Source organism: Protofrankia sp. CiP1_Cm_nod3 (genome assembly GCF_982290655.1).
The window spans coordinates 29,022-47,615 of record NZ_CEVIVD010000018.1 but is presented as its reverse complement, the minus strand read 5'-3'; the positions used below and the strand labels follow the sequence as shown (position 1 = coordinate 47,615).

General features: G+C 73.0%; 17 protein-coding genes. 13 read left to right on the top strand and 4 right to left on the bottom strand.

The window, feature by feature from the left end; genetic code table 11:
- Window positions 1–386 precede the first annotated feature (386 nt).
- The 8 genes from AC5LUJ_RS06170 to AC5LUJ_RS06135 all read left to right on the top strand — a co-directional run bounded on the left by AC5LUJ_RS06170 (window position 387) and on the right by AC5LUJ_RS06135 (window position 8,015).
- Entirely contained in the window at window positions 387–1,313 is a 927-nt protein-coding gene (locus AC5LUJ_RS06170) for a hypothetical protein (RefSeq protein WP_250281652.1), read from the top strand.
- Window positions 1,314–1,417: 104 nt separating this feature from the next.
- The gene (locus AC5LUJ_RS06165; RefSeq protein ID WP_250291988.1) at window positions 1,418–2,554 is read left to right on the top strand and encodes a glycosyltransferase family 4 protein; all 1,137 of its coding nucleotides are present in this window, start codon (window positions 1,418–1,420) and stop codon (window positions 2,552–2,554) included.
- 184 nt (window positions 2,555–2,738) lie between these two features.
- A complete protein-coding gene (locus AC5LUJ_RS06160; protein WP_250291985.1) occupies window positions 2,739–3,461 on the top strand; it encodes a hypothetical protein in 723 nt (240 codons plus the stop codon).
- Between the two features lie 61 nt (window positions 3,462–3,522).
- Window positions 3,523–4,290 (top strand): metallophosphoesterase family protein, encoded by a 768-nt coding sequence (locus AC5LUJ_RS06155; RefSeq protein WP_250291983.1) that lies wholly within the window; start codon window positions 3,523–3,525, stop codon window positions 4,288–4,290.
- A 367-nt stretch (window positions 4,291–4,657) separates the two neighbouring features.
- Complete coding sequence (locus AC5LUJ_RS06150) at window positions 4,658–5,092, top strand: SRPBCC family protein (protein WP_250281644.1); 435 nt, start codon at window positions 4,658–4,660, stop codon at window positions 5,090–5,092.
- A gap of 6 nt (window positions 5,093–5,098) precedes the next feature.
- Complete coding sequence (locus AC5LUJ_RS06145; protein ID WP_250281642.1) at window positions 5,099–6,313, top strand: ArsA family ATPase; 1,215 nt, start codon at window positions 5,099–5,101, stop codon at window positions 6,311–6,313.
- Entirely contained in the window at window positions 6,310–7,029 is a 720-nt protein-coding gene (locus AC5LUJ_RS06140; protein WP_250281640.1) for a hypothetical protein, read from the top strand. The genes AC5LUJ_RS06145 and AC5LUJ_RS06140 overlap by 4 nt, the downstream gene beginning before the upstream one ends.
- Window positions 7,026–8,015, top strand: a complete 990-nt coding sequence (locus tag AC5LUJ_RS06135; RefSeq protein WP_250291979.1) for an ROK family glucokinase — start codon at window positions 7,026–7,028, stop codon at window positions 8,013–8,015. The genes AC5LUJ_RS06140 and AC5LUJ_RS06135 overlap by 4 nt, the downstream gene beginning before the upstream one ends.
- A 65-nt stretch (window positions 8,016–8,080) precedes the next feature.
- Here AC5LUJ_RS06135 and AC5LUJ_RS06130 read toward each other — a convergent pair whose 3' ends face one another.
- Genes AC5LUJ_RS06130 through AC5LUJ_RS06120 form a run of 3 tightly spaced genes read right to left on the bottom strand, consistent with a single transcriptional unit; the run spans window position 8,081 to window position 11,100 of the window.
- A complete protein-coding gene (locus tag AC5LUJ_RS06130) occupies window positions 8,081–9,346 on the bottom strand; it encodes an ornithine cyclodeaminase family domain (RefSeq protein WP_250281635.1) in 1,266 nt (421 codons plus the stop codon).
- Window positions 9,347–9,405: 59 nt separating this feature from the next.
- Entirely contained in the window at window positions 9,406–10,260 is an 855-nt protein-coding gene (locus AC5LUJ_RS06125) for a hypothetical protein (RefSeq protein ID WP_493464600.1), read from the bottom strand.
- A gap of 12 nt (window positions 10,261–10,272) precedes the next feature.
- Window positions 10,273–11,100, bottom strand: coding sequence for an alpha/beta hydrolase (locus AC5LUJ_RS06120; RefSeq protein WP_250281630.1), 828 nt, complete (start codon window positions 11,098–11,100; stop codon window positions 10,273–10,275).
- A gap of 416 nt (window positions 11,101–11,516) precedes the next feature.
- On the opposite strand from AC5LUJ_RS06120, the gene AC5LUJ_RS06115 reads away from it, so the two are divergent.
- The 5 genes from AC5LUJ_RS06115 to AC5LUJ_RS06095 all read left to right on the top strand — a co-directional run bounded on the left by AC5LUJ_RS06115 (window position 11,517) and on the right by AC5LUJ_RS06095 (window position 17,496).
- Window positions 11,517–12,419, top strand: coding sequence for a lysophospholipid acyltransferase family protein (locus AC5LUJ_RS06115; protein ID WP_250281627.1), 903 nt, complete (start codon window positions 11,517–11,519; stop codon window positions 12,417–12,419).
- 240 nt (window positions 12,420–12,659) lie between these two features.
- Window positions 12,660–14,111 carry a hypothetical protein gene (locus tag AC5LUJ_RS06110; RefSeq protein ID WP_493464599.1) on the top strand — a complete coding sequence of 484 codons (1,452 nt, stop codon included), beginning with the start codon at window positions 12,660–12,662 and terminating at the stop codon, window positions 14,109–14,111.
- Entirely contained in the window at window positions 14,108–14,674 is a 567-nt protein-coding gene (locus AC5LUJ_RS06105) for a polyadenylate-specific 3'-exoribonuclease AS (protein ID WP_445548799.1), read from the top strand. Before AC5LUJ_RS06110 ends, AC5LUJ_RS06105 begins: the two co-directional genes overlap by 4 nt.
- A 216-nt stretch (window positions 14,675–14,890) precedes the next feature.
- Complete coding sequence (locus tag AC5LUJ_RS06100; RefSeq protein ID WP_445548467.1) at window positions 14,891–15,916, top strand: 6-phosphofructokinase; 1,026 nt, start codon at window positions 14,891–14,893, stop codon at window positions 15,914–15,916.
- A 227-nt stretch (window positions 15,917–16,143) separates the two neighbouring features.
- Window positions 16,144–17,496 (top strand): class II 3-deoxy-7-phosphoheptulonate synthase, encoded by a 1,353-nt coding sequence (locus AC5LUJ_RS06095; protein WP_250286829.1) that lies wholly within the window; start codon window positions 16,144–16,146, stop codon window positions 17,494–17,496.
- 156 nt (window positions 17,497–17,652) lie between these two features.
- On the opposite strand, the gene AC5LUJ_RS06090 is transcribed toward AC5LUJ_RS06095, so the two are convergent.
- Window positions 17,653–18,594 (bottom strand): DUF5667 domain-containing protein (locus tag AC5LUJ_RS06090; protein WP_493464598.1); only part of this gene is annotated, 942 nt, incomplete at its 5' end.

Sequence of the window (18,594 nt, the reverse complement as noted above, 5' to 3'; positions counted from 1 at the left end):
GAGCGCGGCGCCGGTGCCGATGGCGCAGGTGCTGCCGTTGCCCCGTCCCGTGAACGGCCCCCGTGAACGCGCCCGCCGGACCGGTTAGCCCACATCCTTCCCCCGCGGCGGCGCGTCACGGCCGGGCCGGCCGGGTGAGCCGGGCCGGGCGGTGGCTCCGGCGGCGCGTGCTGGTGGTGATGGTGGCTGTCTGCGTGGCGGCCGCCGTCGGGATGGTGCCAGCTGTCACCGGCCAGGCAGGTCAGGAGCGTGACGGTCAGGCAGTTGCCGGTCGGGGAAATGCCGTTCTCGGGGACGCGGCGGGTGCGGCCCGGCCACAGCCCGTGCCGCGCCCGGCCGGTCGGGGCCTGGCTGGGCAGGGGGCGGCTGGGCAGCCGGCCGGGCGTTTGCTGGTCGTCGGGGGCGCGCCGTCGTCGCGGCTGGACCAGGTGCGCCGTGACGCCGACGAGGCGCTGCGTTATGTGCGCGGTGTCTGGGACGGGCCGTGGGCCGACCGGGTCGTGGTGGAGGTTCCCGCGGACGGCGCAGGCTTCCGTGCCGCGTCGGGGCGGGCAGGCGGTGAGGCCGCGGTCGCGGTGCTCCCGTGGAAGGCCGGGGGAGCCGGTGCTCCCGGGCCGTCGTCCGATGGCATCGGGGGCGGTGCTCCGCCGCCGGGGTGCCCATCGGGTGGATGCCCTTCCGGAGCGTTGCCCGATGGCGGCACCGGCAGTGGTACCAGTAGTGGCACCGGAGGTGGTATCAGTAGTGGTACCGGCAGTGGCGTCGGCAGTGGCACCGGCCATGGTGCCGGCGGCGGGAGCGGGGATGACGGGCCGGGTGCTGGTCGTGTGATCGTCGATCCGGAGGTCTACGACCGGCTGAGCGCCGAGGGGCGGCAGGTGGTGCTGCGGCACGAGTTCACCCACCTGGCCAGCGCGGACGTGACCGGGGCGGGCACCCCGACGTGGCTGGTGGAGGGGCTCGCCGAGACCGTGGGCCACGCCGGGGTACGGCTGGCGGTGGCCCGGGCGGCCACGGAACTGGCCGCCGAGGTACGCGCGGGCCGGCTACCGGACGCGCTGCCCGACGACGCGGCGTTCTCCGCGACGGACGGGAGCGTCCCCGTCCGCTACCAGCAGGCGTGGCTGGCCTGCCGGCTGATCGCGGACCGGGCCGGCCTGGACGGGCTGGTCAGGTTCTACCGGCAGGCCGGGACCGGCGCCGGCGACCCGCAGGCGCGGCTGGCCGATGCGCTGCGGGCGGTCCTGGGCGTCACCGAGGCCGATTTCGTCGCACAGTGGAGATCATATATGGACGTACAGTTACGCCCCTGACCGCTTGCGGTCGCTGGGGGAGCCGTCCCGCTCCGGTCGGGATGTCTCCTGTCACGGGCTGCCTGCCGTCGGGGCGTTCTGGCGGGATGCTGGAGGATGGCCCGATGCGGGTGCTGGTCGTAAGCAATGACTTTCCGCCGCGTCCCGGTGGGATTCAGGCATATGTGTACAACTTCGCCAGCCGGTTACCCGCCGCGGAGGTGATCGTCTACGCTCCCGCGTGGCGGGGCGCGGGCGCGTTCGACGCGGCCGCGCCGTTCCCCGTGGTGCGGCATCCGACGACCCTGATGCTGCCCGTCCCGGACGTGCAGCGCCGGGCCCGGGCGATCGCCCGTTCGGAGAAGTGCGACGTCGTCTGGTTCGGGGCGGCCGCGCCGCTGGGCCTGCTCGCGGCCGGCCTGCGCCGCGACCCGGGGGTGGACCGGATCGTCGCGAGCACGCACGGTCACGAGGTGGGCTGGGCGGTGCTGCCGGGCCCGCGGCAGGTGCTGCGCCGCATCGGGCGGACGGTCGACGCCGTCACCTACCTGACCGACTACACCAGGACGCGGCTCGCGCCGGCCCTCGGCCACCGGCCGGCCCTCGCCCGGCTGCCCGGCGGCGTCGACACCGGGTTCTTCCGGCCGGGTGTGGGACGCGACGACATCCGCCGGCGGCACGGCCTCGCCGACCGTCCGGTCGTGGTGTGCGTGAGCAGGCTGGTCGAGCGCAAGGGGCAGGACATGCTGATCAGGGCACTGCCGGCCTGGCGCCGCCGGGCGCCCGGGACGGCGCTGCTGCTCGTCGGCGGGGGCCCGCACCGGCCGGCGCTGCAACGGCTGGCCCGGGACGCCGGGGTGGCCGAGCACGTGGTGATGACCGGTTCGGTCCCCTGGGAGGAACTGCCCGCCCACTACGCCGCCGGTGACGTCTTCGCGATGCCGTGCCGGACGCGGCGGGCGGGCCTGGAGGTCGAAGGCCTCGGGATCGTCTACCTGGAGGCGTCGGCCACGGGGCTGCCGGTCGTCGCCGGGCGCAGCGGCGGGGCGCCGGACGCGGTGCTCGACGGCCGGACCGGGACCGTCGTCGACGGCGGCGACCCGCGGGCGGTGACCGATGCCGTCGGCGCACTGCTGGCCGATCCCGACCGGGCCCGGGCCATGGGCGCGGCCGGCCGCGCCTGGGTCGAGGAGGCCTGGCGCTGGGACGTCCTCGCGGCCCGGCTGCGCGACCTGCTGCTCCCGGACGCCGCCCAGGCGTGATCCGGCAGGCATGACCACGACAGGCCTGACCGCGCCAGGTCTGATTACCGACAGGCATGTTTTATGTCGTGGCCCGCACGCCGTGTCACGCTCCTCGTGGTCCGGCCGACGCGCCGGCCGCGCGCGCCGGCCGCCGCGGCCGTGTCCCGCCCAGCGGCGCCCGCCGTCTGACATGATCCCGGACGTGAGTCCCTCGCCCGTGCAGATCGATCTGGTCGACGAGGTCTTCCTGGCCGTCGACCCGGCTGTGGTGTCCACGGCCGTCCACGACCCGGCATGGTGGCGCGCGCTGTGGCCGGATCTCGAGCTCACCGTCTTCCAGGACCGGGGTGCCGAGGGGCTGCGCTTCACGGTGACCGGCGCGCTGGTCGGGACCAGCGAGATCTGGCTCGAGCCGTGGGGCGACGGGGCCGTCGCGCACGTCTTCCTGCGGGCGGACGCCACCCACCGGGGACGGCCGGCCGAGGCCCGCCGGCTGCGTCCACGCGCCGCGACACGGTGGGCGCGCCGCCGCTCGCTGCACACCAAGCGCCAGCTCAACGTGCTCAAGGATGTCCTTGAGGCGGGCCGCGCGCCCGGCGAGCCGGCGGTGGCGCCTCCACCGCAGCCCACGGCATCCACCGGGCCCACTTCCACCGAGCCTGCTTCTACTGGGCCTGAGGCCAGCGTGGGCGCAGCGGGACCCGCCGGGCAGCCCGGGCGGTTCGCGGCACCCGGCACGCAGGCCGCGGAACCGGCGGAACTCGCCGGGCAGCCCACGGACGCCACGAGAGCCGCGGTGCCTACCGTGGAACTCGTGGAATCCGCGGCACCGGTCATACACCCCGTGAAACCGGCGGAACCCGCGGGGCCCGCCGTGCCACGGGCACCATCCGCCGATTCCCCGGGACGGCCGGTATCCCGTTGAGCCGGGCGGGGGGCTGCGTACGGCGGGTTTTTCGGGCGGGGTGACCGTAGGCTTGGCCGGTATGAGGGTCCATGTGGTCAGTGATGTTCATGGCCGCGCAGACGCGCTTGCCGCCGCCGGGCAGGGGGCCGACGCCCTCATCTGTCTCGGGGACCTTCTTCTCTACGTGGACTACCGGGACCACAGCCGTGGGATCATGGGCGACCTGTTCGGCCCGGAGGCGGTCGGGAAAATGATTCGGCTGCGGACCGAGCAGCGTTTCGACGAAGCCCGTGAATGGTCCCACGGGTTGTGGGCCACCTTGGGTGACGACCGCCAGGCGATCATCGAGCGGGCGATCCGCCGGCAGTACGAACAGTTGTTCGCAGCCTTTCCCACGCCGACTTTCCTGACCTATGGCAACGTCGATCTCCCACATCTCTACCTGGACTATCTGCGGGACGGCGTCACGCTGCTCGACGGCGAGACGACCGAGATCGGCGGGCTGCGGTTCGGTTTCGTCGGCGGAGGTTTACGCACCCCCATGCGCACCCCGTACGAGATCGACGACGAGACCTATGCCGCGAAGGTCGCGGCGGTCGGGGCGGTGGACGTCCTGTGCTGTCACATCCCGCCGCACCTGCCCGAGCTCGTGTACGACACGGTGGCCCGGCGTTACGAACGGGGCAGTGTCGCGGTGCTGGAGGCCATTCACGACGTGAAGCCTCGCTACGTGTTGTTCGGACATGTTCACCAGCCGTATCGTGATGTGCTCGACATCGGGTCGACGCGCTGCGTCAACGTCGGACATTTCAATGCCCGGGGAACGCCTTTCGTACTCGAGTGGTAGGCGGCCCGCCGTGGGTGCTCGCGTGGTGGGCGGCCTGGCCGCAGGCGCTGGTAGCCCGGGTATCGGGCTGTGCTGTCGGCGGCCCGTCGACGGTCTCCCGGCGATTTGTCGGTGTTCCACGGATGCTCCACGGATGCTCCACAGACGGTCTACTGATGGCCCGCGGATGACGTGCGGATGTCCTGTGGACGACTCGCCAGCCACGGACGCGCCCGCCGTGTCCGTGCCTGGTCCGGTAGCCTCGTCGACTGGTCAGGATGATTATCCTGACGTGTGGAGAGATCCTGGATGCCTCAGTAGCCAGGATGTAACCGGGATGCCAGCAGTGTCGGGTATGCCCGGGCGAGTTGTGGAGGCAGTGTCACCAATGGCGGAGCACGCCCGAGCCAGTACCACGATCAATGCCAAGCCCGCGGCTGTGATGGCGGCGATTGCTGATATAAGCGCATATTCGACCTGGTCAGGGCCGGTGGAACGGGCCGAGGTCGTCGTGCCCGGCCCGGACGGCCGTCCTCGACGGGCCCGTTTCCTGGTCAACGCCGTGGTGGCGAAGGAGGAATTCGTCACCGAGTACACCTGGTGCGGTGACGACTCGGTGAGCTGGACTCTCGTCGAGGGGAAAAACCTGGTCGCGCAGAACGGCAGCTACGTTCTGCGCGACCTCGGTGACGGCCGGACCGAGGTCACCTACGACCTCACCGTCGAGCTGAAGGTCAAGATTCCGAGCCTGATCCGGCGCAAGGTACAAAGCGGTGTCGTCGACGCCGCGCTGAGGGATCTCAAGAAACACCTCGAGAGCTGACCACGCGTGCGATGCGTGCTCTTCGCGGGCAAAGGGGGCGTCGGGACGACCACGGTCGCCGCGGCCACGGCCACGCTGGCCGCCCAGCGTGGTAACCGGACGCTGGTGATGTCCGCGGACCCGGCGGGAGGCCTCGCGGCGGTTCTCGACCATCCGCTGGACACGGCCCCCGTTGAGATCGAAGCCGGCCTGTTCGCCCAGCGTGTGGACACCCAGCGTGCCTTCGAGGACCGCTGGTGGACGATACAGGCCGCCCTGGGCCGGCTGTGGGAGGTCACCGGAGCGGACCCGATCGAGCCCGGTGAACTGACGGTGCTGCCCGGCGCCGGGGAGGTGCTGGCCCTGCTGCACCTGCTCGACCAGATCAGGTCCGGGGACTACGACGTCGTCGTGGTCGACGCCGGCCCGATCGCCCGCTTACTGCGCCTGCTGACCCTGCCGGAGACACTGCTGTGGTACCTGCGCCGGGTCGTTCCGATCGACGGCCGGCTCGCCCACCTGCTGCGCGGCAGCCCGTGGCGGCTGGGCCGTCCCACCTGGCCGGACGCCGTGGCCGGGCCGCTCGCCGGGGCCGCCGCGCGGCTTCAGCAGATCATGGACGAGGTCCGTGACGTCCTGTCCGACCCGTCGCGCTCCAGCGTGCGGCTCGTACTGACCCCCGAGACCGTCGTGGCCTCCCGGACCAGGGCCGCGGTGGGCGCGCTGGCGCTGTACGGGTTCGGGGTGGACGCCATGGTGGCCAACCGGGTGCACGTCGCCACCGGGGGAGATGCCTGGCGGGCCGGCTGGGCGGCCGCCCACCGTGAGCAGTTAGCGGCCGTCGAGCGCTCCTTCGCGCCGATCCCGGTCCTGCGCGCGGCCTACCGGGCCGGTGAGCCGGTCGGCCTGGAAGAGCTCGCGGCCTTTGCCGCGGGCACCTACTCGGCCCTCGACCCGGTCGCCGTCCTCGGCGGTGGCGGGTGGGCCGGGATCGGCCCGCTGCGGGTCGAGCGGGCCGGGAACGGCTTCTCGATCTCGATCGCCCTGCCGTTCGTGGAGCGTTCCGAGATCGCTCTCGCCCGCGTCGGCGCGGACGAGCTGATGGTCTCGGTCGGGTCGCAGCGGCGGATGCTCACCCTGCCATCCGCGCTGCGCCGGTGCGACGTCACCGGCGCGGTGCTGCGCGACGATCGGCTGGTGGTCTCCTTCGTGCCGGACCCGGACCTGTGGGTCCGTACATGACCATGCCAGCGCCGGGCCCGCTCGCCCAGGAGGCCGCCCTGCTCGCCGCGGCCGTGCGTGACCTGCTGCTGACGAACCCGGCGGCCCAGGCCCACGCCACCCACACCGGCGGCCACGCCACCCACACTGAAGGTAACGCCACACACGCCAGCGGTCACATCGGCCACGCCGGCGGCCACACCGGCCACACCGGCCACACCGACGGCCACGCCGGTCACAGCGGCTATGCCACCCATACCGGCTACACCGGTCACAACGGCCGTCCTGGTGACGACACCCACGTCGGCAATAACGATCATATCGGTCATGCCGGGGCTGCCGGCCCCGGCTGGACGGGATCCGGGCGCCGCGCCGCCGCACCGCCCGGCGGGGCCGGTGACGCGGGCGGCGGTGCCGGCTGCGACTGCGGCCTGCGCCCGGAGGGCCATCACAACGCCCGTCCGGACGCCGCGGCGATGACCATGTGCCAGGTGTGTCCGCTCTGCCGGGTGGTCAACACCCTGGCCGCGGGCCGGCCGGAGGTGGCCGGGCATCTGTTCGCCGCGGCCACCGCGCTGGCCGCGGCGGTGCGGGCGGTCCTCGCCGGCCGTCCGGACGCCGGCACGGACAGCGCCGCTACGGCCGGTACCGGCCCCGTCGAGGACACTGCTGTGAGGGGATGGCCAACCGAGCGGCCGGGGCCTGGGCCGCGTGTTCAGAGGATCGATGTCGAGTGACCATCACAACGTCGTCGGACAGGGACAGCGCGCGCCCCGATCTGGTGATCGGCGTGGACGTCGGTGGCACGAAGGTCGCCGCCGGCGTCGTCGACGGGTCCGGGACGGTCCTGTCGTCGCTGCGGCGGCCGACGCCGAGCCAGCAGCCGGCGGCGGTGGCCGATCTGATCGGCGAGGTGGTCGACGAGCTGCGGGCGGCCGTGGCGCCGCGGCCGGTGCAGGCGGTCGGCATCGGGGCGGCGGGCCTGATCGACCGTGACCGCTCGCGGGTGCTGTTCGCGCCGAACCTCGCCTGGCGTGACGAGCCGCTACGGGACGAGGTCAGTGCTCGCACCGGCCTGCCGGTCGTCGTGGAGAACGACGCGAACGCGATGGCCTGGGGGGAGTACCGCTTCGGTGCCGGCCGCGGCGAGCCGGACCTGGTGTGCGTGACGGTGGGGACCGGCGTCGGCGGCGGGATCGTGCTCGACGGCCGGCTGTACCGGGGGCGGTTCGGGCTCGGTGGGGAGATCGGGCACATGCAGCTGGTGGCCGGCGGCCGTCTGTGCGGGTGCGGGAACAGGGGCTGCCTGGAGGCGTACGGCAGCGGCAACGCGCTGGTGGCCAAGGCCCGTGAGCTGGTCACGACCTCGCCGGCGGCGGGCCGGCGCCTGCTGGAGCTCGCCGGCGGCGAGGTGGGCGTTCTTCGCGGCCCGTCGGTCACCGAGGCGGCCCTGGAGGGCGATCCGCTCGCGGTGAAGTGCTTCGAGGACGTCGGTACCTGGCTGGGCCGGGCGATGGCCAGCCTGGCCTCGATCCTCGATCCCGGCCTCTTCGTGCTCGGCGGCGGGGTGGCGGAGGCTGGTGATCTTCTTCTCGCCCCGGCCCGCGCGGAGTTCGCCAACAGCCTGTCGGCCCGCCGGCACCGTCCCGAGGCGCGGATCGTCACCGCCCAGCTCGCCGCGCGGGGCGGCATCATCGGCGCCGCCGACCTGGCCCGTAGCTGACCGGGCTGACCGTGCCGGTCGGGCCGTGGCCGAGCGGGCCGGCCGGGCCAGCGGGGCCAGCGGGGTCAGCGAGTGGTGTCCGGACGGTAGTCGGCGACCAGCTCCTGGGCCAGCTGCTCCAGGAACAGCCCGGCGTCCGTGACCACGCCGACCGCCTGGGAGAACCCGCGGTCGGCGATCCTGCTGACGCTGCTGGGGTCGATGTCCACACAGGCCACCGGGATGGACGCCGGCAGGATGTTGCCCGTGGCCACCGAGTGCAGCATCGAGGCGACCATGAGCGCGAGCCCGATCCCGCGCAGGGCGTCGCGCATGGCCCGCTGGCCGGCCAGCACGTCGGTGTGGACGTCCGGCAGCGGGCCGTCGTCACGCACCGAGCCGACCAGGACGAACTTCTTGCCCGCCTTGACGATGGCATGCATGATCCCGCTGGTCAGGATGCCGTCGTCGACGGCGGCGACGATGGATCCGGCGCGCCGGATCGTGTTGATCGCCCGGATGTACTGCTCGTGCCCGCGCTCGGCCCCCTTGCCGCGGCTCGGCTCGTTGCCGAACGCCGCCCCGTACAGGGCCGCCTCGATGTCGATGGCGGCGAAGGCGTTGCCGGAGAAGAGCACGTCGACGTAGCCGGCCTCGATCAGCGCGACCATGGCCGGGGTGGCCCCGGACTGCACGACGGCGGGCCCGGCCACCCACAGCACCCCGAAGCCCTCCGCCTTGAGCTCACGGATCTGGCGGGCGATCGCGCGGACCAGCACGGCCTGCCGCTGCGGCGCCAGCAGCGTGGTGGACGACGAGACGGACTGCGACGACAGGGCCTGGAAGGTGCCGTACAGCCGGGTCGAGTGGTCGGTCACCGGCAGCACGGCCTTCACCCCGGACACGCCGCACACGATCATGTCGCCGGCCCGGACCTCGGAGACCGGGACGGTGCGCACCCGCCCGTCGCAGACGACGAGGCCGCAGTCCATCTCGGGATGTTCCACCGGCACCCACTGGCCGCCGAGGCGGACCACGGTTTCCAGGTTGGTGGTCGAGTAGAAGTCGGGCGGGAAGACCCCGTCACGGTCGGCCGCCCGCAGCAGCACCGTGCCCGGCTCCACGCTGTTGACGCCGTACGCCTTGATCCTCATGAGGATGCGGGTCAGCTGCTCCGCCGAGTCGGCCCCGACGACGATCGTCGCGTGCGACTCGTCGTCATGGGTCGTGCCGAGATCGATGCTCCTGATCTCGTAGTCGCCCCCGTAGCTGAGAACGTCGTCGAGTACCCGGGCGAGAATGCCGGTGTCCATCAGGTGACCGTGTATCTCGACCTTCTCGTGGAACTCCACGCAGCCGCCCCTTCCGTGCCCTGACGCGGGTGCCCGGTCCGCCTGCCGGCGGACCGGGATCAGACGACCGCACCGTCGTCACCGTCCGCTGAGTCGGTGGGCGGCCGATCCGCCATTCGGAACACCAGTGTGGCGACTCCGCCCAGCACAAGCATGACTCCTCCGACGTCGTAGGGCCTGCCATGGTCGATCCCGGCAATCGTGGGGACCAACAGGATCGCGACGCCGACGGCAATAGAGCACAACGCCCACCGGGTAGTGGGTTTCATGCGGGGTGCCGGCAGTGGGGGCGGTGGGTCGTAGTGGTCGGACAGGTCATTGGACGGGTCACCGGAGGGGTCATCAGGGTCGTCGTAGCCGCCGGCATCATTCGGGACGCCCGGCGGATCGACGTCCGGCCGTTCACCGGCCGGGCCGGTGGTCGCGCTGTCGTCCACGGGAAGGAAAATATGATCTTTTTGCCGGTCCGGGTCGAGCGGTAAGCGCCAGACCGGGCGCACGGCCACGCCCGGAGGCTCCGTGCGCGTCGTGACGTCCTCGCTGGACGGCCAGGTCCGTTCTACGGGCTCGGCGTTGAAACGGGCCACGAGCGAGGCGAAGACCGCGTCCTGGTCCGTCTCCTGGCCCGTGTCCCGCGCCGTGGGCGCACCGCCGCCGCCGTCCCCGTCGGGGCTGCCCGCCGCCGGTGGCCCGGCGATGGCTGCGTCCTCCTTCGGCCGCTCCTTCGGCCTGCCGTCTCCGGACGGCGGATCGCCGCGGCGTGTCCCACGGTGGCCGGTGGGGCCGGGCGCGCCGGCGCCACTCGCTTCGGCGCCGGGCGGGCTGGCCTGCGGCGGCTGTCCGCACGCCGGGCCGCCGGCGGCTCCGCCCGCGTCCGGCGGCGGGCCACCGGCAGGTGGTGGCAGGTCAGGCACGACTCACCCCGATCACCCCGAGACAACCGTGTGCGTGTCGACGAACTGAAGGCTTCCCTCGAAAATTGTGTGTCTGTCGTTGTCGAGAGTCGCGACGTGGTAGCTGTTCTCCAGGATGCGCTCGGAGACGGTGGACGACGTCGCGCCCGCCAGCAGGATCCGTCCGGAGGTGGCCTCGACGACGTGGTCGACGCGGCTGCGGAAGGTCAGGATCGGGCTGGTGACACGCCCCAGGTCCGCCACCGTCACCGTCCACAGCTCGCGCAGGGAGACGAAGGCCCGCAGGGGCAGGCACCGGTAGGCGACCTCCGCCGTGCCCGCGGCCTTGATGTCGCTGCTCACCCCGGCCACGCAGGGGATCACGCGCGAGAGCGCCGGGGCGAGCGCGGCGATCCTCCGGTCGGTGCCGAGGCTGGGGTTGACCGTGACCACCCCGGCCACCGCCGGGCCGTGGACCTCCGCCAGCCGCAGGGTCAGGGTGCCGCCCATGGACAGCCCCATGACGAAGACGGCCGAGCAGCGTTCCCGCAGGCGGAGGAAGGCATCCTCGGCCGCGCCGAACCAGTCGCGCCAGGTCGTGCCGTTCATCTCCTGCCAGCGGGTGCCGTGGCCCGGCAGCAGCGGGCAACAGACCGTCAGGCCCGCCTCCGCGAGGAACGAGCCCCAGGGGCGCATGCTCTGTGGTGTGCCCGTGAATCCGTGGATCAGCAGTACCCCGGTGTCGCCGCCATCGTGCTCGAACGGCTCCGCGCCCGGTACGACCGAAGTGCCCGGTACGACCGAAGTGTCTGGTGTGACCGAAGTGCCTGGTGTGACCGAACGCCGTGGTACGCCTGCCATGGTGTCCGCCCTCTCGTTACTCGCGCGCGATCGGCCGCACTCCGTGGTGACGGGGGATTGTTCTGTTTTCGTCGCGCGGACCGGTTCCGCAGCATGCTCGCATGCCGGACGGGCAGAGGCCATGCTCTCCGCGGTGCCGTGTCCAGCGGTGCCATGTTCTGTGACGCCGTGTTCTGTGACGCCATGTCCGGCGGTGTCGTGTCCGGAGCCGGCCTCGCCGTGTCCCGCGTCCGCGCGGCTCCCGGGCCGCCGCGGGGGAGCCTGCCGGCGGCGCCCGGGGAGCGGCCGGCCGCGACAGTCCCCGTGGTGGACGCGGCCACCACGGTTCCATAGGGTTGTCCCGGCCACCGTGTGCGGGCGTGTCGGGCCGATGCGTGTCGAGACGATGTTGGTGGGCGACCACACCGGGAGCTGACGTGTTGTACTGGGTCGTCAAGGCATTTCTCACTCCCATCCTGCGGCTGTTCTGGCGGCCGTGGGTCGAGGGGCTGGAAAACATCCCGGAACGGGGCCCCGCAATCCTCGCCGGTAACCATCTCTCCTTCTCCGACCACCTGTTCCTCCCGTTGGTCGTGCCGCGCCGGGTCACCTTCCTGGCCAAGAGCGACTACTTCACCGCCCCGGGATTCAAAGGCTGGCTGAAGCGGCTGTTCTTCACCAGCGCCGGCCAGCTCCCGATCGACCGCAGCGGTGGTGCCGCCAGCGACAGGGCGCTGCGCAGCGGCGTGAAGGTGCTCCAGGGCGGCAAACTGCTGGGGATCTATCCGGAGGGCACGCGCTCACCGGACGGCCGGCTGTACCGGGGCAAGATCGGTGTTGCCCGGATGGCGCTGGCGTCGAAGGTCCCGGTCATCCCGGTCGCGATGATCGGCACGTTCGAGGTGCAGCCCCAGGGGAAGCTGCTGCCCAGGATCCGCCGGGTCGGCATCCGCATCGGCCAGCCGCTCGATTTCAGCCGTTACGAGGGCATGGTCGACGACCGGTTCGTGCTCCGGTCCATGACCGACGAGATCATGTACGAGCTGATGGCGCTGTCGGGCCAGGAGTACGTCGACAGGTACGCGCAGCGGGTCAAGAGCGAGCTCGCCGCCACGGTCGAGGCGGACGGCGAGGCGGACGGCGAGGCGGCCGGCGAGGCGGCCGGCGCCTGCGGCGGGGAGCCCGGCCGGGAGGGCGCCGGCCGTACGGTCGACCGGCCGCCGGCGAAGGCCATGGCGGAGCCGTCGGCACCCCGTGCCCCACGGGCCCGCCGGCGGGCCGGTCGCAAGACCGGCCGCTCGGGCCTGGGTGACCAGACTGACACCCGCCAGGCAGGCTGATCGCCGGCCCGGGCCGGCTGTTGGCCATTCGGGCACGGCAGGATGGTCGATGTGCACGCATCGGCGGATCTCACGGCGCCCGACCATCCCTCACGTCGGCGCCGGCCGCGGGCAGCCCGGCCGGCGGGGACGCGGCGTCTCCCGCGACGGCTCGCCCTGACGGCCGTTGTCGCCGGAGCTGCCGTTCGGCTGGCGGCCGTTGTCGCCAGGGCCGCCATTCCGGTGGCGGCCGTTGTCGCCATGGTCGCCATTCCGGTGGTGGCCGGTGCCGTACCCGCGGCCCGGGCCCAGCCGGCACCGGATCCCGGCGCCGCGCGCCCGGCGCCCGCGGGGCCGGCGGCGCCGGAGCCGCCCGCCGGCACGGTCCTGCGCGCGGGGCGCTTCGCCGTTGACCTCGACGGCCGGGCGCTGTTCGTACGCGGCGTGACGGTGCCCCCCGGCGCCGTCCTCGAGCAGGCCACCGTCGCGCAGTGGGCCGCCGCCGGCTTCACCGCGGCACGCCTCGGCGTGCGGATGGAGGCCGACGGGACGTTCAGCGGCCAGGCCGGTGACACCGCCGGGCCGGCCCGGCAGGCCGGTGGCGCTGCCGGCCAGGCCCGGCCGCCTGCTGGCACCGGCACCGGCACCGGCACTGGCACCGGCGCAGCTGTCGGTGACGGGCTCGAGCGGCTTGCCGCGTCCGTCGCGACCGTCACCGGGCAGGGCCTGCGCGTCATGATCCAGATTGTGCCGGCCGCCATCGCGGCCCGCGCCGGGGACGAGGCGTTCGCCGCGGGCCTGCGGCGGCTGTCGAACCGCTTCCGTGACACCGCCGGTCTGGTCGGCTTCGAGCTGGCGGCCTCGGCGTCGGCGAACTCCCCGCTGCTGTCCGGTGCGGTGCGGGCCGAGGACGCCCACCATCTGCTCTGGCGCAGCGGCCCGGCCCCGTTCGACCCGACCGCGAGCACGGCGACCAACGACGAGGCGGCGCTGCTGGTCGGCTGGGCGGGTGGGGATCCGGCGGCTGTGCAGCGGCTGCTGTCGGCCGCCGAGAGCGCCCAGATCGGCTGGTTCTTCGACCTGCCGCCCACCGGCCCGCTTCTGGCCGCGCTGGCCAGGCCCTATCCGGCCGCGGTCGCGGGTGTTCCGGTGAGCCTGGCCTACAACCCGTCCGGGCGGCTGCTCGCACTGTCCTACCTGCCGGTGTCGCCGACGGGGAGCGCCTTCCGGCGCGGGGTGACGACCGAGATCCGCGTCCCGGCCGCGGCCTACCCGGACGGCTACCTGGTGCGGGTGTCGGGGGGCACGGTCGTCTCGGCCCCCGGCGCGGGTGTGGTCTGCCTGCTCGCCGACGCCAGGGCGGCCCGGGTGGACGTCCGGGTGGAGCCCGCGCCCGCCGGTGGCGCCCCGCCGGTCGCCCCGCCGCCGCCCGGCGGCCCGTGCCCGGCGGCCGGCGCGGCGGCCGTCACCCCGGGTACTGCCGCAGCCCCGGCGGGGGCCGCCGATGGCGGCAGTTCCGGCCCGGCCGCCGTGGATCAGACCACCGTCGCGGGCCGGGCCGATGAGCGCGACGCCGGCGAGGAGGTCAACGGCATGCTGCTGTGGGCGCTGCCGCTGGCCGGCGCCGCCGGGATGGCGATCGTCCTCGCCGGGCTGTGGTCGAGGCTGCGTCGTGACCGCCGCCACGGCCCGGCGTCCCCCCGCGGCGAATGAGCGCGTCCTCCCGGGCGGCCGGCGGGCAGACTGGAGCGGTGGCCAGCCGCTATCTCTACGACACCGAGTTCATCGAGCGCTCGGAGGGGGGCCACCTCTGGCTGGACCTGGTGAGCATCGGGATTGTCAGCGAGGACGGCAGCCGGGAGTACTACGCCGTGTCCACCGAGTTCGACCCGGCCTTCGCCGTGCCGTGGGTGCGGCGCAACGTCCTGGACAAGCTCCCGCCGCCGTCCGACCCGAGCTGGCGGACGCGGGCGCGCATCCGTTCCGACATCGTCGCCTTCCTCGGCGCAGCCGGGCCGCCGGAGCTGTGGGCCTGGTACGCCGCCTACGACCACGTGGTGCTCTGCCAGCTCTTCGGCACGATGACCGACCTGCCCCGGTTCCTCCCCCGTTTCACCCGGGACCTGCGCCAGCTCTGGGAGGAGGTCGGCCGGCCACCGCTGCCGCCCCCGCCGTCCGACGCCCACGACGCGCTCGCCGACGCCCGGCACAACCTCGACCGCTGGCGGGTCCTGGCGCCGCTGCGGGCCTGCCCGGCCCCGGCCCCCGCGCGGTGAGGATCGTGGCGAAACTTCCGTGAAGTACGGCCGCCGGGCCGGCGAATTCCCCGCGCCACGGGCGGCGGATGTGTTTCTTCGATCCTCTCCGTGGGATTACGCTTCCGAACTGACAGGAGCGGCTCGTCACCGGTTGATGACCATCGGGTGGCCAGGGGAGCCGGGCGCGAGAAAAAGAAGATCGCGCTTTCTTCGGCCCGCCAGGAGGTGCATGGAATGCGGATCGGGGTACTTACAGGCGGTGGGGACTGTCCCGGGCTGAATGCGGTCATCCGGGCGGTCGTCCGCAAGGGCACGGATGTCTACGGATATTCTTTCGTGGGCTTCCGGGATGGTTGGCGAGGTCCGCTGGAGAACGCTACCGTCCCGCTCGGGGTGGAGGCGGTACGCGGAATTCTCCCGCGTGGTGGCACTATTCTCGGATCCAGTCGCACAAATCCCTACAAGGAGGACGGCGGTGTCGCGCGTATTCGGCGGACCCTGGCCGCGCACGGCGTCGACGCGCTGATCGCGATCGGCGGGGAGGACACCCTGGGGGTGGCTGCCCGCCTGCACGACGAGGGCATCCCGGTCGTCGGCGTGCCCAAGACCATCGACAACGACCTGTCCGCCACCGACTACACCTTCGGCTTCGACACCGCTGTCAACATCGCGATGGAGGCCATCGACCGGCTGCACACCACCGCCGAGAGCCATCACCGCGTCCTCATCGTCGAGGTGATGGGACGCCACGCGGGGTGGATAGCGCTGCACAGCGGGCTGGCCGGCGGGGCCAACGTGATCCTGCTGCCGGAGCGGCCGTTCGACATCGACAAGGTCTGCGCCTTCGTCGAGCACCGTTTCGCCTCCCAGTACGCGCCGATCATCGTGGTGGCGGAGGGCGCCGTCCCGGTGGCCGGTTCGCTGACCGTCAAGGAGGGGGAGCTCGACGCCTTCGGCCACGTCCGGCTGCAGGGGATCGCCGCCGTGCTGGAGACCGAGATCCGCGGGCGGACGGGGCGGGAGTCCCGCGCGACCGTGCTCGGCCACGTCCAGCGGGGCGGCACCCCGACGGCGTTCGACCGGTGGCTGGCGACCCGCTTCGGCCTGCACGCCATCGACGCCGCGCACGACGGCGCCTGGGGCACGATGGTGGCGCTGCACGGTACCCGGATCGACCGGGTGCCGCTGGCGGAGGCGACCCGGGAGCTCAAGCTGGTGCCGGAGGAGCTCTACGCCGAGGCCGAGGTCTTCTTCGGCTGAGACGCCCGCCGCGAAGGGCCGGAAAACAGCTGCGAAGGATGGAGCGGCCGAAACGCCCGGAAAACGGCTGAAACGGCCGCGCGGGGCCCGGGCGGCCGGCCGGGAAGCGGCCGTGAAGCCGGCGGCTGGCCGGCTGCCGCAGGGTGGCACAGGCGGGTGGCGCGGGACGGTATGACACCGGGGATTGCGCGACGTGCGCCCGTGCCCGGGCCGTACCCTGTATCACTGTGGAGGAACTCGACGCCTGGCGGGCCCTGCCGGCCAAACAGCAACCGAACTGGCCGGACCAGGGGGAACTGGCCGCCGTCCGCGACCGGTTGGCGACACTGCCACCGCTGGTTGTCGCACCCGAGGTGCGGATTCTGACCGAACGGCTCGCGGCGGTCGCCCGGGGCGAGGCATTTCTGCTGCAGGGCGGAGACTGCGCGGAGACCTTCGCCGCGAACACCGCCAACAAGATTCGCGACAAGGTGAAGACGCTGCTGCAGATGGCGATCGTGCTCACCTATGGCGCGAGCGTGCCGGTGGTCAAGGTCGCCCGGATCGCCGGCCAGTACGCCAAGCCCCGCTCGGCCGACATCGAGGCCGGCACCGGCCTGCCGTCCTACCGCGGTGACGCGGTCAACGACATCGCCGCCACGGCGCGGGCCCGCCGGCCCGACCCCGGCCGCATGCTGGACGCCTACCATGCCAGCGCGGTCGCGCTGAACCTCATCCGTGCCTTCGCGACCGGCGGGTTCTCCGATCTGTCCAAGGTGCACGAATGGAACAAGGCGTTCGTGCGGGATTCGGCGGCCGGGCGTCGTTACGAGGTGATGGCGACCGACATCGAGCGGGCCCTGTCGTTCATGGCCGCCTGTGGTATCGATCTCGAGCGCACGCCGACACTGCACGGCGTCGAGCTGTTCACCAGCCACGAGGCGCTGCTGCTGGACTACGAACGGGCGCTCACCCGCAGGGAGGACGCCACCGGCTCGATCTACGATCTTTCGGCGCACCTGCTGTGGATCGGCGAACGGACCCGTGACCTCGACGGCGCCCACGTGGACCTGATGTCCCGGATCGGCAATCCGCTCGGCTGCAAGGTGGGCCCGAAGGCCTCGCCCGACGAGGTACTGGCCCTCGCCGACCGGCTCAGCCCCGACCACGTGCCCGGCCGGCTCACACTCATCACCCGGATGGGCGCCGGCCGTATCCGCGACGTCCTGCCCGCGATCGTCGAGAAGGTCAACTCCGCCGGGCATCCGGTGGTGTGGTCGTGCGACCCGATGCACGGCAACACCCGGGACGTCAACGGTGTGAAGACCCGGCACTTCGACGACGTCCTGGACGAGGTGCTCGGCTTCTTCGAGGTCCACCGGCAGCTCGGCACCCATCCCGGGGGGATCCACATCGAGCTGACCGGGGACAACGTCACCGAGTGCCTCGGTGGGGGAGAGCGTATCGGTGAGGCGGACCTGGCCGGCCGGTACGAGACCGCCTGCGACCCGCGGCTGAACACCGGTCAGGCCCTGGAGCTCGCCTTCCTCGTGGCGGAGATGCTGCAGCAGATCAACGTGGCCCGCTCGCAGAGGCACTGATCCCGACGGGGTGATCCCACGTCCCCACGGGGTGATCCCGCGCGGTGGCCGCGGGCCGGTCTTCCTCCCGGGCCGCGGCCGAGGGCCCCAGGGTGGTGATCCCGGCCGGGAACGCCCCGGCCGACAGGCGGCCAGGGGCCGGCCCGCCCGTCAGGATCAGGCGGCTCCGCCGGTGCTGGTGCCGACCGGTTGGACGGGGCCGCCCGCATCGGCCGGCGGCGGGCTCTCCGGCGCGCTGGGCGCGGGCGCGCTGGGCGCGGGCGCGTCGGTCGGGACGGCCTGGGGCTCGGAGGCCTGCGTGGCCGGTGCCTGCGGGCTGTGGACGGCGCCCGCGGAACGGGCCGGCCGCGGTGATGCCGCCGAGGGGCTGACGCTGGGGTGGGCGGCGGGGCTCGCGGCCACGGGAGGGGTCAGGACGGCGAACGGGACCGGTTGCGGTGAGTGTGAGGCGTCCGCCTGGCCGGGGGCGCCCGCCGCCGGTGGGGTGTTCTCGCCGGTGCTGAGGGTGCTGTGGACGCCGTGCACGTAGTCGAGGGCCTCGGCGGTCATGGCGTGCAGGGGGCCGTCCGGCAGGTTGTCGAGCAGGACGTGCAGGTCCCGCGACTGGTCGTCGGTGAAGTCCTGGACGGTTCGCAGCGCGTCCTCGCTGCCCCTGCGGGCCTCGGTGACCAGGACGTTCCCGCCGGCGGACGCTTCCTGCTGCCAGGCCGTCAGCAGGTCGTGTACCTCGATGGTCTTCTTCGGCAGCCGCCCGTTATCCATGATCGAATTGATCTCGTTGAGCCTGGTGCGGGCGATATCAAGATGGATCTTGGCTTTTTCGACCGGGCTGCTGGTGAGGTCGAGCTGGATGTGCTCGACGCGCAGCTTGAGCCCGTACAGCGGCTCACCGGGGACCGCCCGATGGGTCCCGACGGTGATCCCGGTCACCACCACCGACACCGCGAGGGCGCCGAGCAGGACCGGACGCGGGCCGGCGGTGGGCCGGGGGAGGGCCGTCGTCCGGGACGCGGTGGCCCAGGCGAACAGGCCTCGCTGGGCGGGCGTGCGCACCAGGTAGCCCGGGCGTCTCACCGGCGACGCGCCCGGGCTACCTGG

What these genes read in the sequence shown, in the direction of transcription:
- AC5LUJ_RS06105 (WP_445548799.1), top strand. Translation starts at nt 14,108, where the DNA reads ATGAGCGCGTCCTCCCGGGCGGCCGGCGGGCAGACTGGAGCGGTGGCC.
- AC5LUJ_RS06150 (WP_250281644.1), top strand. Translation starts at nt 4,658, where the DNA reads ATGGCGGAGCACGCCCGAGCCAGTACCACGATCAATGCCAAGCCCGCG.
- AC5LUJ_RS06100 (WP_445548467.1), top strand. Translation starts at nt 14,891, where the DNA reads ATGCGGATCGGGGTACTTACAGGCGGTGGGGACTGTCCCGGGCTGAAT.
- AC5LUJ_RS06140 (WP_250281640.1), top strand. Translation starts at nt 6,310, where the DNA reads ATGACCATGCCAGCGCCGGGCCCGCTCGCCCAGGAGGCCGCCCTGCTC.
- AC5LUJ_RS06120 (WP_250281630.1), bottom strand. Translation starts at nt 11,100, where the DNA reads ATGGCAGGCGTACCACGGCGTTCGGTCACACCAGGCACTTCGGTCACA.
- AC5LUJ_RS06110 (WP_493464599.1), top strand. Translation starts at nt 12,660, where the DNA reads ATGGTCGCCATTCCGGTGGTGGCCGGTGCCGTACCCGCGGCCCGGGCC.
- AC5LUJ_RS06165 (WP_250291988.1), top strand. Translation starts at nt 1,418, where the DNA reads ATGCGGGTGCTGGTCGTAAGCAATGACTTTCCGCCGCGTCCCGGTGGG.
- AC5LUJ_RS06155 (WP_250291983.1), top strand. Translation starts at nt 3,523, where the DNA reads ATGAGGGTCCATGTGGTCAGTGATGTTCATGGCCGCGCAGACGCGCTT.